9 protein-coding genes are annotated in these 11,787 nt (G+C 69.6%); 3 read left to right on the forward strand and 6 right to left on the reverse strand.

The features are described 5' to 3' along the window. Positions 1-3: 3 nt before the first annotated feature. The 3 genes from PFX98_RS18605 to PFX98_RS18615 all read left to right on the forward strand — a co-directional run bounded on the left by PFX98_RS18605 (position 4) and on the right by PFX98_RS18615 (position 3,783). Positions 4-1,236: an HlyD family type I secretion periplasmic adaptor subunit gene (locus tag PFX98_RS18605; protein ID WP_285231985.1), complete on the forward strand. Its 1,233-nt coding sequence runs from the start codon at positions 4-6 to the stop codon at positions 1,234-1,236. A 65-nt stretch (positions 1,237-1,301) separates the two neighbouring features. Then, positions 1,302-2,798: a TolC family protein gene (locus tag PFX98_RS18610; protein ID WP_285231986.1), complete on the forward strand. Its 1,497-nt coding sequence runs from the start codon at positions 1,302-1,304 to the stop codon at positions 2,796-2,798. Positions 2,799-2,820: 22 nt separating this feature from the next. Further along, positions 2,821-3,783: a class I SAM-dependent methyltransferase gene (locus PFX98_RS18615; RefSeq protein WP_285231987.1), complete on the forward strand. Its 963-nt coding sequence runs from the start codon at positions 2,821-2,823 to the stop codon at positions 3,781-3,783. 3 nt (positions 3,784-3,786) lie between these two features. Here PFX98_RS18615 and PFX98_RS18620 read toward each other — a convergent pair whose 3' ends face one another. The 6 genes from PFX98_RS18620 to PFX98_RS18645 all read right to left on the reverse strand — a co-directional run bounded on the left by PFX98_RS18620 (position 3,787) and on the right by PFX98_RS18645 (position 11,759). After that, complete coding sequence (locus PFX98_RS18620; RefSeq protein ID WP_285231988.1) at positions 3,787-4,263, reverse strand: acyltransferase; 477 nt, start codon at positions 4,261-4,263, stop codon at positions 3,787-3,789. Next, positions 4,260-4,907 carry an acyltransferase gene (locus PFX98_RS18625; protein ID WP_285231989.1) on the reverse strand — a complete coding sequence of 216 codons (648 nt, stop codon included), beginning with the start codon at positions 4,905-4,907 and terminating at the stop codon, positions 4,260-4,262. The genes PFX98_RS18620 and PFX98_RS18625 overlap by 4 nt, the downstream gene beginning before the upstream one ends. An 8-nt stretch (positions 4,908-4,915) precedes the next feature. Beyond that, entirely contained in the window at positions 4,916-5,875 is a 960-nt protein-coding gene (locus tag PFX98_RS18630) for a glycosyltransferase family A protein (RefSeq protein WP_285231990.1), read from the reverse strand. Positions 5,876-5,892: 17 nt separating this feature from the next. Then, positions 5,893-7,008: a DegT/DnrJ/EryC1/StrS family aminotransferase gene (locus PFX98_RS18635; protein WP_285231991.1), complete on the reverse strand. Its 1,116-nt coding sequence runs from the start codon at positions 7,006-7,008 to the stop codon at positions 5,893-5,895. 4 nt (positions 7,009-7,012) lie between these two features. Further along, positions 7,013-7,825 carry a WxcM-like domain-containing protein gene (locus PFX98_RS18640; protein WP_285231992.1) on the reverse strand — a complete coding sequence of 271 codons (813 nt, stop codon included), beginning with the start codon at positions 7,823-7,825 and terminating at the stop codon, positions 7,013-7,015. Positions 7,826-7,898: 73 nt separating this feature from the next. Further along, positions 7,899-11,759: a heme utilization protein gene (locus PFX98_RS18645; RefSeq protein ID WP_285231993.1), complete on the reverse strand. Its 3,861-nt coding sequence runs from the start codon at positions 11,757-11,759 to the stop codon at positions 7,899-7,901. Between the last annotated feature and the right edge of the window lie 28 nt (positions 11,760-11,787).

Genomic DNA, 11,787 nt, shown 5'->3' on the forward strand with positions numbered 1-11,787 from the left:
GCCATGGCCAAGCCCAACAAAGCCCAAGGCAAGGAACTGGCGCTGCGCCCCGACGAGGCGATGTTCGTCTCCGCGGCGGTGAGCGCGCAGATCAACGAGCCGCTGCCGCGCGCCACCTGGGCCATCTACCTGATGCTGGTGGTGGTGGTGACCGCGATCACCTGGGCCTCGATCGCGCGCGTCGACGAGATCACGCGCAGCGACGGCAAGGTGGTGCCCGATGGGCGCGAGCAGATCATCGCCAGCCTGGAGAGCGGCATCCTGCAGCAGCTGCTGGTGCGCGAGGGCATGCAGGTCGAGGCCGGCCAGGAGCTGGCCCAGCTCGACCCGACGCGCGTCGAGGCGCAGCAGAACGAGGGCCAGGCCAAGCGCGTCGCGCTGCTGGCCCAGGTCTCGCGCCTGCAGGCCGAGGCCTATGGCCGGACCCTGAGCTTCCCGCCCGAGGTGCAGGCCCTGCCGGCGATTGCCCAGGCCGAGACCGAGGCCTTCGAGGCACGGCGCCGCCTGCTCGACGAGGCGGTGAGCAGCATCAACCGCAGCGCCGGCCTGGTGGAGCGCGAGCAGCGCATGGCCCAGGACATGGCCGCACGCGGCCTGATGTCGGACGTCGAGGTGATGCGCCTGAACCGCCAGGTCAACGAGCTGCACCAGCAGCGCGCCGAACGCATCAGCCGCTTCCGCCAGGAGGCCAGCAGCGATCTGGTGCGCGCCAAGACCGAGCTGGCCCAGGTGGACGAGCAGATGGTGGTGCGCCACGACGCGATGAGCCGCACCGTGCTGCGCTCGCCCGTCAAGGGCATGGTCAAGAACATCCGCATCAACACCGTGGGCGGCATCGTCACCGGCGGCGCGCCCATCATGGAGATCGTGCCGCTGGGGCCGCGCGTGCTGGTGGAGGCGCGCATCAAGCCGCGCGACGTGGGCTTTGTGCGCGTGGGCCAGACCGCCGAGGTCAAGCTGACCGGCTACGACTTCAACGTCTACGGCGGGCTGGAGGGCAAGATCGAGGTCATCAGCCCCGATGCCATCAGCGACGGTGCCGACAAGAGCGGCGAGGGCAGCTACTACCGCGCCATCGTCGCGGCCGAGCGCAACAACCTGCACTTCAAGGGCAAGACCCTGCCGGTGATCCCGGGCATGACGGCGCAGGTGGAGATACGCACCGGCGAACGCACCGTGCTGAGCTATCTGCTGCGGCCGATGATGAAATCGCAGGAAGCGCTGCGCGAGCGCTGATTTGCGCCGCGCAAGGGCGCTTGTTTGGCGCTTAAGTTTTCCGACCCTGTGATGTAGTACTGCTCATGTCGAGCAAGTACTTTTTCACCCACGCGAATTGGCGCGCCGGCCTGCTGGCCATCGCGGCCGCCATGCCGCTGGGCCAGACCGGTGCCGCCGCCGCAGCGCGCGCCGATGGCGCCCTGCAGCCGCTGAAGCCCGTTGCCATGCCGGCCAGCGCGCCGGCGGTTGCAAGCGTGGCTCGCAAGCAGGCGGCCGTGCCGGCGCCGGCTGCAACGACGGTGGTTCCGCCCAGCCGCTGCAACGAGGACGACGCCGCGCCCGCGGGCACGGGCCGCAGCGCCAATGGCCTGGAGACCAGCGACACCGATCCGCGCGCGCAGCTGCTCAGCCTGATGGATGCGGCACGCGAGCGCAGCCGCACGGTGGGCGCGATGCGCCTGCTGCGCGAGGCCGCCGACGCCGAGATCCGCGAGGCCAAGGCCGGCAGCCTGCCCAGCGCCAGCGTGGTGGGCATGCTCAATGGCGTCGATACCTCGGTGCGCGGCATCGAGCAGACCAAGGGCGCGCAGACGCGCCTGAACCTGAACGTGATCTACCCGCTCTACGACGCCGGCCGTGTCGCCAAGCTGACCGAGTGGCGCGTCGCGCTGGCCGAGGCCGCGCGCCTGGGCCAGAGCAGCGTGGAGGAGCAGTTGGCGCTGCAGACCGTGTCGCTGGCGCTGGACCGCAGCCGCTATCTGCTGGTGGGCCAGATCTACAGCCAGTACGCCCGCAAGATGGCCTGCCTGGTGGACGCGCTGGAAATCATCACCAAGGCCGACCGCGGCAGAGCCAGCGAGCTGGTGCAGGCACAGAAGAGCCTGCAGCAGGCCGAGCTGGCCTATGAACAGAACCTCACCACGCTGCGCCAGACCGAGGTGCGCATGCGCCGCCTGGTGGGCGACAAGCTGCCCGCCAGCGCCAGCATGAGCGTGGTGCTGACCAAGCTGCCCGACCTGGCCGAGCTGGAGCGCGACATCCTCGACGCACCCGACGTGGCCCAGGCCAGCGCGCAGGCGCAGGCGCAGCGCAGCTATGCCGAATCGGTGCGCGCCGGCCAGAAGCCCAGCGTCAACCTGAGCGTGATCGGCGCGGCGGTGGGCGGGCAGGGCAGGTCCACCGACTGGGCCGGCGGCGTGTCGGTCAACATCCCCCTGCTGCAACCCGGCGCCGACTACACCCTGAGCGCCGCGCAGCGCCGCGCCGAGGCGGCGCAGTTGCAGCGCGACGAGGCCATCGAGGCCAAGCGTTATCGCCTGATCGAGATGAACGATGCCGCCGCCGCCTCGCTGGACCGCGCGCGCCGCGTGGTCGAGATCCTGCGCAACAGCGACCGTGTGCGCGCCTCCACGCTGCAGCAATGGCAGCAGCTGGGCCGGCGCTCGCTGTTCGACGTGATGGCCGCCGAGGGCGACTACTACGGCATGCGCGTGGCCCACGTCAGCGCGCTCTACGATACCCAGCAGGTGGTGGCGATGATGTGGTCGATGGGCCGCGGCGTCGGTGCCAGCCTGCGTTGAACGACAAGCAGAGGAGCAAGCCTTGGACAATGCCGAACTGATCGCCTCGGTGCTGAAGGACTGGTGGTATTACAGCGTCGAGCTGGCCCCCGGCGTGATGGCCAGGGGCGTGGACACGCCGCAGACGCCGATGCTGCCGCGCATGATGTTGCGCAACTGCAATCTGCGCGGCATGGACTGCCTGGACATCGGCAGCATGGAGGGCCTGATCCCCACGCTGATGTGCCGCCAGGGCGCCCGAAAGGTGCTGGCCACCGACGCCATCCCGCATTGCCAGAAGAAGATGGACGTGCTGCGCCAGGTCTATGGCGTGAACTTCGACTTCCAGCAGGTGGGCCTGCTCTATGACCTGAGCGCCAAGCTCAAGGACCATGGCGGCTTCGATTTCATCAATCTCTCGGGCGTGCTCTACCACGTCTACTCGCCCCTGCATGTGCTGGCCGGCATCCGGCCGCTCCTCAAGAAGGGCGGGCTGATGGTGGTCTCCACCAATGTGATGCGACGCGAGGGCTACAGCCTCGAGTTCAACAACGCCGGCAAGCTGCAGACCGAGACCAATACCTTCTGGTACCACTCGGTGCCGATGCTGGAATACCTGCTGCGCTACTTCAACCTGGTGCCGCTGGACTTCCTCTACCTGCCGCATTCACCGGTGAACCCGCACAACTATGTGCCGGGGCAGGACAGCGGCTATATGTCGGTGGTGTGCCGCGCGGTCGACGAGGCCACGCCCAACTACCCCGATCCCTGGGCGGCGCGCACTCATATCGCCTCCTGGGAATACCTGGCGCTGTGCAACCGCGAGATGATGAACGGCCAGCCGGTCTCCAGCATCTCCTACCGCGGTGATCACGATCGTGCCAATGCGTCCACCGACACCACCGGCATCACGCTGATGGACCACATCATGGACCCGGCGCGCATCGTCGCCAGCGTGGACGATTCCAGGAACTCGCAGTTCCTGCACCTCTCGGACATGTACTGAGGGCTAGGGCCGCGGCACCGGGCCGCGGCTCACCGCCGGGTTGCCGACCCAGAGCTCGCCATCTGGCACATGCTTGGTGACCACGCTGCCCGCGCCGATCATGGCGCCGGCGCCTATGGTCAGGCCGCCCAGCACGGTGGCGTTGGCGCCGATCGAGGCGCCGGCCTTGATGAGAGTGCGCTGGAAGGCCTCGGGATACTGCTTGGAGCGCGGGTAGCGGTCGTTGGTGAACGTGACGTTGGGGCCGATGAAGACATCGTCCTCCACCGTGATGCCGTCCCACAGCTGCACGCCGCATTTGACGGTGACGCGGTCGCCCACCACCACATCGTTTTCCACAAAGACCTGGGCGTTGAGGTTGCAGTCGCGGCCGATGCGCGCGCCGGCCAGCACCACGGTGAACTGCCAGACGCGCGTGCCGGCACCGAGCTGGGTGCTCTGCACGTCGGCGAGGGGATGAATGTGGGCTTGCTCGTTCATGCTTGGGGTACCGTGCCGACGATTCTGCAGGGGTTGCCGGCGATGATGCTGTTGGGCGGCGCCTGGAACTTGGGGCTCACCACCGTGCCGGCCGAGATGATGCAGCCCGCGCCGATGCGCGCGCCCTTGAGGATGATGACGCTCGAGCCGATGAAGACATCGTCGCCGATCTCCACCGCCTGCGGTTGCTGATCCGCCATATGGCGGCGCGCCACCGCCAGCTCATGCGCGTTCGTGTCCATCACTTGCAGGTCGGTGCCGATCAGGCAGCGCCGGCCGATGCGTATGCCGGCGCCCTCGGAGAGCAGCATGGCGCGGTTGTTGAGCGTCGTGCCTGCGCCGATCTCGATCAGCGCGCCGGGCGTGCGCGCCTCCACATAGCTGCAGCCATAGCTGCCGGGCGAGAGCGGCACACCGAACACCACGTCGGGCGCGAGCCGGATGCGGCCATGGCCCAGGAACTGCGTGGGCGTGAGCAGGTTCACGCGGCGCGGCGCGGTGGGCGACTCGGTCAGCACCTCGACGATGGCCTTGTTGGAGACGTGGAAGAAGTAGTGGACCAGCAGGCTGCGCACCATCGCCTCCAGCCGGCCGGGCTCGGTGCCGCTGATCAGGGCCTGGTAGCGTTCCAGCTTGAGTGCCATGGTGTATTTCAGAAGCGATGCGTGGTCTGGAACTCGGTCCAGGCCTGGATGAAGCGCTCTTCGGCGCCCGGCTCCTCACCTGCCAGCGCCGGCAGGATGCGCAGGAACTCCTGCATGTCGGCCTGCCCGGCATAGTCCAGCTGCAGCGAGGGGCCGATGACGCGGTAGCAGGCCAGCAACTGCTCGCGGCTCAGGCGGCCGAGCCGGTGCGCGCCCATCGCCAGCGCGGTATAGCCCAGGAAGGCACCCTTCATGAACGGGCCGTTCCGGTCCGCCGAATTGCCGCTGCCGCCGACGCGGAAGAAGCCCAGATGATCCTGGATGAAACCGATGGGCCCGTGCAGGCTGGCGTTGACGAAGAAGCCCAGGTCCCAGATGCCGGCGTAGGACACGCCACCCAGCTCGGGCCGGAGCAGCAGCTCGCAGCTGCTGGCGCGCAGCACCGCATTGGAAAACTCGCCGAACCAGTTCTCGCACTTGGCCACCGTGGTCATGAAGACCACGTCGCTGTCCAGCATCAGCAGGCGGTTGGGATGCTGGGCCACCTGGGGCGGCACCGGCAGGCCCACCACCAGGGGCAGGCCGGTCTCGTTGGCGGTCCAGCGCCGGCTGATGCTGCAGGAGAGCTCGGCCGAGGCATGGGTGACCAGATGGCGCTGGTAGAACTCGGGGTAGATGACGTCGTCGTCGAACAGCAGGTGCACCAGCTCGGAGCTGCCGTTCCATTGCCGTATCAGGTGCTTGACGTTGGCATAGGCACCCTGGCGCGGCCCCTCGATCACCTCGATATTGAGGCGCTGGCGCAATGCCTGGTGGGCCTCGGACATGAGCGCCTGGCGGAACTCGCCGCCCGGGCTGTCGTCCGAGATCAGGATGCGCTTGGAGGGGTGGGTCTGGTGGCGCAGGCAGCCCAGCAGCTCGCGGATGTATTTGGGCTTGTAGGCCGGGATCAGGGTGGTGATGTCCATGGGGCCGGGTCTTGCGGTCAGAGGCCGGCCAGGGTCTGCTTCAGCGCCGCGATCACCTCGCGCGTCTCGGCCTCGGTCTGGGTCGGGCCGATGGGCAGGCTCAGCACCTCGCGGTGCATGGCCTCGGAGATCGGATAGCTGCCCGGGCCCTGGCCCATGAAGGCATAGGCCGGCTGCAGATGCGGCGCCACCGGGTAGTGGATCACCGTGGCGATGCCGGCCTCGGCCAGGCGCAGCGCCAGCAGGTCGCGCTGCGCATGCCGCACCACGAACAGATGCCAGACCGGCTCGCCATGGTCCGGCACCTTGGGCAGGCCCAGGCCCTTGCCGGCCAGGCCCGCCAGACCGGCGAGGTATTGGGCGGCCACCGCGGCGCGTTGTGCGTTCTCGGCATCCAGTGCGCCCAGCTTGGCGTTCAGCAGGGCGGCCTGCAACTCGTCAAGGCGCGAGTTGTAGCCGATCACCTTGTTGTGGTACTTGCGCTTGGAGCCATAGTTGCGCAGCGCGCGCAGGCGCTCGGCCAGGGCCGCATCGTTGGTGGTGATAGCGCCGCCATCGCCCAGGGCGCCGAGGTTCTTGCCGGGGTAGAAGCTCCAGGCCACCGCGTCGCCATGGGCGCCCAGGCGCTGGCCCTGGTAGCGCGCACCATGGGCCTGGGCGCCGTCCTCCAGCACGCGCAGGCCATGGCGCTGGGCCAGCGCCAGGATGGGCTCCAGATCGGCCGCCTGGCCGTACAGATGCACCGGCATGATGGCGCGGGTGCGCGGCGTGATGGCGGCCTGGATGCGCGCCGGGTCGATATTGAAGCTCGCCGGGTCGGGCTCCACCGGCACCACCGTGGCGCCCACATGGGTAACGGCCAGCCAGCTGGCGATATAGGTGTTGGAGGGCACGATGACCTCGTCGCCCGGGCCGATGTCCATGGCCCGCAGCGACAGCGCCAGCGCATCCAGGCCGTTGGCCACGCCCACGCAATGGCGCGCGCCGCAGTAGTCGGCCCAGGCCTGCTCGAAGCGCTTGAGCTCCTCGCCCATGATGAACCAGCCGGAATCGAGCACACGCTCGAAGGCCTGCATCAGCGCGTCTTTGTGCGCCAGGTTGATCTGCTTGAGGTCGAGAAAGGGGACGGGCATGTCGTCAATGGGCTCTCGTGGTTTGCACGGCCTGCAGGAAGTCCGCGTAATCGCGGATGTAGTCGCTGGCGTCGTAGTAATCGGAGGCGAACACCATCAGCAAGGCATCGGGCGTGTGCTTGTACTGGATGCCCCAGGTCATCGGGGGCAGGTAGAGGCCGCGGTTGGGTGCGTTCAGCTCCACCTCGACCTTGCGCTCGCCGTCGTCGGCCACCACCGAGCAGCTGCCGCGCAGGCAGATCAGGAACTGGTGGCAGCGGCGATGCGCATGTTCGCCGCGGATCTCGCGGCTTGGCACGCCGAACACCATGAAGTAGCGCTTGGGCGTGAACGGGATCTGGCGCTCGAATTCGCCCACCGTGAGGTTGCCGCGCATGTCCGGCACGATCGGGAACTGGTGCACGCTGACGCCGCGCACGCTGGTGGTTTCGACGCTGGCCGGACCGCTGCCGGGCGCCGGCCGCAGCGCCGCGGCGGCCTCGTGCAAGGTGTCGACATAGCCGACGATGGTGGCCGGGTTGCCCTCGACGATGGCGTTGGGCGGCACCGCGCGCGTCACCACCGAGCCCGGCCGCACGACGGCCTTGGCCGCGATCACCACGCCGGCCAGCACGGTGGCGTTGGCGCCGACGCGCACGCCCTGGCACAGCCTGGTGGTCTGGCCGGCCTCGCAGTCCACCAGGGCGGCGTTGGCATCCAGCTGCACGCCGGCCTCGAGGCACACGCCGGCGCCCACATAGGCGCCGCTGCGCAGCACGCAGCCGGGTGCCAGGCTGGCGCTGGGGTCGAGATGGGCGCGCGGATCGATCTGGCTCATGGCCAAGAGTAGAGCACAGCGCGCCGGCCCCGAGCCCGGGGAGACGCCGGGGCTTTGCTGGCTAAATCAGCGGCTATATCAGTGGCAGCTGCTGCCAGCCCTCGTCGCGCCAGGCCTGGTGCGTGTGCGCGAGCAGCGCTGCGGGGCTCTCCGCATGCCGCTCCTGCATCGGCAGCGGCGCTTCGGGCAGGGGTGGCGTTGCCGCCGGGGCCAGCAGCTCGGTCAGCGGCGGAAGTGTGGAAACAGCGGCGGCCTGCTGGCTGCCGCGCGTGCCCTCGCCGGTGAGCCAGACGTCGGCCAGCGCCGCGCTGCTGCCGTCCTCGCGCCGGTAGCTGGCCGTCAGGCCCAGCAGATTGCCGTGGTCGATCTCCTTGCCGGGCTGCGCCTGCAGGTGCAGCTCGGTGATGCCCAGCTCGGCCAGGGTCTTGAGCTCGCCCGCGTCGCTCTGGCCATTGCTGTTGGCATCGACCCAGACGCGCAGGTCCTTGAAATCGTGGTCGGCGGCGCTGAGCTTGCCGTCGTGGTTGCTGTCCAGCGCCGCCATGGCGGCAAAGCCATCGCGCGCGCGGCTGCCGTCGGGCAGGCGGGTGGCGCTGCCGAACAGCTCGCTGCCGTCGTTGATGCGGCCGTCGTGGTTGCGGTCCATGGCCAGCAGGCCGTCGCTGGGCGCCACCCAGGCCACCTTGCCGGCATGGCCGCTGGCGTTCAGGTCGAACTGCACGCCCTGGGCGGCGGCCAGGGTGCGCACGCCGTCGCCGTTCAGGTCCAGCATCACCGGGGTGGCGAGGAAATAGGCGCTCAGCTGCGCGCCCGTCATGACGCCGATATCGGCCACCTCGAAGGCGGCGATCTGGGCCGTGCTCATGGCCGCGATGTCCTCGGTCTGCAGGCCCGGGATCTGTGCGGTGGTGAAGGCCACGATGTCGGCGGTGCTGATCGAGCGGATCTGGGCCGTCGTGAAGGCGCTGACCTGGGCGGTGCTGAGGGTGGCGAACAGGCTGGTGCCGATGGACGCCACCTGCTCGTTGGTGAGGGTGGCGATATGGGCGGTGGACAGGCGCGCGAACTGCACCGGGCTGAGGGCGTTCAGGTCCTCGGTGGACAGGCCCGCCACCTGGGCGGTGGTGAGCGAGCCGACCTGGGTGGGCGTGAGCGCGGCGATCTGGGCGGTGCTGAGGCCGGCCACCTGCTCGGGCGCCAGCGCGCGCAGCGAGGCGCTGGAGAGCACGGCGAGGTCGCGCGTCTCGATCGCCGCGATCTGCTGCGACTGCAGGGCCGCCACCTGCGCGGTGGTCAGGTTGGCGAACTGCTGCGTGCTCAGCGCGACGATGGCAGCGGTGCTGAGGCCGGCAAAGGCGCTGGCGCTGAGGCCGCGGATCGCGCTGCTGTTGAGGGCCGCCAGGTCGGCGGTCTCCAGCGCGGCGATCTGCAGGGTGCTGAGCCCTGCCACCTGGGCGCTGCCGAGCGCCGCGAACTGGGCCGTGCCGAGGGCATTCAGCACCTGGGTGGAGAGCGCCGCCAGCTGGGCCGAGCCCAGCTGGGCGATCTGCGCCGGCACCAGGGCCGCCATCTGGGCCGTGCCCAGGCCCTCGAACTGGGCGGGGCTCAGGGCCTTGAAGGCGGCGGTGGCCAGGGCGGCGATGTCGCGCGTCTCGATGGCGGCGATCTGGCTGCTGCTGAAGCCCGCCACCTGGGCCGACGTGAGCGCCGCGAAATGCTGGGTGCCCAGGGCCACGATGGCGGCCGTGCCAAGGCTAGCCAGGGCGCCGGCGTTGAAGCCACGCAAGCCGCTGCTGCTGATGGCCGCCAGGTCGGCGGTTTCCAGCGCCGCCACCTGGGTCGGGCTGAGGCCGGCCAGCTGCGCGCTGCTGAGCGCGGCAAACTGCGCCGTGCCCAGCGAGTTCAGCACCTGGGTGGCGAGCGCACCCAGCTGGGCGCTGCTCAGCAAGGCCACCTGGCTGGGCGACAGAGCCCCCAGCTGGGCGCTGCTGAGGGCTTCGAACTGGGCCGGCGTCAAGGCCTTGAAGGCCGCGGTGGAGATGGCCGCGATGTCCTGGGTCTGGATCGCTGCGATCTGGTTGGAGCTGAGCGCCACGACCTGGGCCGTGCTGAGGGCGGCGAACTGGGTGGTGCTCAGCGCCACGATGGCGGCGCTGCTGAGCGCCGCGATACCGGTGCTGCCCAGCCCGCGCAGCGCGCTGGTGCTGATGGCCGCCACATCGGCGGTTTCCAGCTTGCTGATCTGCAGTGGCGTCAGCGCCGCGATCTGGGCGCTCGTGAGGGCGGCGAACTGGGTGGTGCTGAGGCCGTTGAGCGCCTGCGTGCTCAGGGCCGCCAGCTGATGGTTGCTGAAGGCCGCCACCTGGGCCGGCGTGAGGGCGGCGATCTGCGCGGGGGTCAGGCCTTGCAGCTGCGAGTCGGCAAAGCCGCGGATCGCGGCCGTGCCCAGGGCCACCAGGTCCTGGGTCTCGATCGCGCCGATCTGCGCGGCCTTCAGCGCCGCCATCTGGCCCGAGCCGAAGGCGGTGAACTGGCTGGAGGTCAGCGCGGCAATCTGCTGCGGCTGCAGCGCACTAATGGCCAGGGTGCCGAGCGCCTTGATGGCGGCGCTGCTGAGCGCGGCGAGGTCCTCCAGCTCCAGCTTGGCGATCTGATCCGGGCGCAGCGCCGCCGCCTGGGCCGAGCCGAGTGCGGCGAACTGGCCGCTGTCGAGCGCGTTGAGCTGGCTGCTCGTCAGCGCCGCCAGCTGGGCGGTGGTGAGCGCCGCCACTTGCAGCGTGCTCAGCGAGAGCAGCTGCTCGGCCGTCAGGCCGCCGAGCTGCTGAGTCGCCAGCGCGCGCAGGGCGGCGCTGCTGAGCACCGCCAGATCGGCGGTTTCGATCGCGGCGATCTGGCCGGCGCTGAGCCTGCTGGTCTGCGCCGAGCTGAGCGTGGCGAACTGATCGCTGCTGAGCGCGGCGATGCCCGCCGGGCTGATGGCCGCCATCGCGGCGCTGCCCAGGGCCTTGATGCCCGCGGTGCTGAGCGCCGCCAGGTCTTCCAGCTCCAGCGCGGCGATCTGGGCCGTGTTCAGGCTCGCCACCTGGGCGCTGGTGAGGGCGGCGAACTGGTCCGAGCTCAGCGCGTTGAGGGTGTCGGGCGTGAGCTTGCCAAGCTGCTGGCTGGCGATCGCCGCCACCTGGGCCTCGCTGAGCGATTGCAGCTGGGTCGAACTCAGTGCCTCCAGCTGGGCCGAGGAGAGCGCGCGCATCTGCGCCGTGCTGACGGCGTCCAGCTGTTCCGGCGTGAGCGCCCTGAGCCCTTGGGTGGCGAGCTTGGCGATATCGCGCGTCTCGATCGCGGCGATCTGGCTGGGGCCCAGCGCCGCCAGTTGCTGGCTGCTCAGCGCGGCGAACTGCGCCGTGCCCAGGCCCACGATCTGCGCCGTCGTCAGACTGGCCATCACCTGGGTGGAGAGGGTGGCCAGATCGGCGCTTTCCAGCGCGCCCAGCTGGGCGCTGCTGAAGGCCAGCACCTGGCTGCTGGTGAAGGCCGCGAACTGCTTGCTGCTGAAGGCGTTCAGGTCCGCCGTGCCCAGCTTGGCGATCTGCTGGGTGGTGAGCGCCGCCACCTGGAAGGCGGTGAGGGCCGGTGTCTGCGCCGAGGTGAGGGCGTTGATATGGGCACTGGAGAGCAGCTGCAGATTGGCGGTGCTGAGCGAGGCCAGGTCGCGCGTCTCCAGCTTGGACATTTGCTGGGTGGTGATGCCGGGCAGCTGCGCACTCGTCAGGTTGGCGAACTGCACCGCGCTCAGGGCATTGAGCTGGGCCGTGCTCATCGCCGCGATCTGGGTCGAGGTGAGCGCGGCCGCCTCGGCATCGCTGATGGCCAGCGGGTCCGGGGGCGGGGCCTGGCCGAACAGGGTCAGCAGGCGCTGGGTGATGGAGCCAAGCATCGCGACGTGTGGCCTTGGTTGCAGATAC

Source organism: Paucibacter sediminis (genome assembly GCF_030254645.1).
Classification (GTDB): domain Bacteria; phylum Pseudomonadota; class Gammaproteobacteria; order Burkholderiales; family Burkholderiaceae_C; genus Paucibacter_B; species Paucibacter_B sediminis.

Bases quoted from the DNA above. Each gene is read 5' to 3' on its own strand.
- PFX98_RS18620 (WP_285231988.1), bottom strand. From the start codon at position 4,263: ATGAACGAGCAAGCCCACATTCATCCCCTCGCCGACGTGCAGAGCACC.
- PFX98_RS18605 (WP_285231985.1), top strand. From the start codon at position 4: ATGGCCAAGCCCAACAAAGCCCAAGGCAAGGAACTGGCGCTGCGCCCC.
- PFX98_RS18610 (WP_285231986.1), top strand. From the start codon at position 1,302: ATGTCGAGCAAGTACTTTTTCACCCACGCGAATTGGCGCGCCGGCCTG.
- PFX98_RS18625 (WP_285231989.1), bottom strand. From the start codon at position 4,907: ATGGCACTCAAGCTGGAACGCTACCAGGCCCTGATCAGCGGCACCGAG.
- PFX98_RS18640 (WP_285231992.1), bottom strand. From the start codon at position 7,825: ATGAGCCAGATCGATCCGCGCGCCCATCTCGACCCCAGCGCCAGCCTG.
- PFX98_RS18645 (WP_285231993.1), bottom strand. From the start codon at position 11,759: ATGCTTGGCTCCATCACCCAGCGCCTGCTGACCCTGTTCGGCCAGGCC.
- PFX98_RS18630 (WP_285231990.1), bottom strand. From the start codon at position 5,875: ATGGACATCACCACCCTGATCCCGGCCTACAAGCCCAAATACATCCGC.
- PFX98_RS18635 (WP_285231991.1), bottom strand. From the start codon at position 7,008: ATGCCCGTCCCCTTTCTCGACCTCAAGCAGATCAACCTGGCGCACAAA.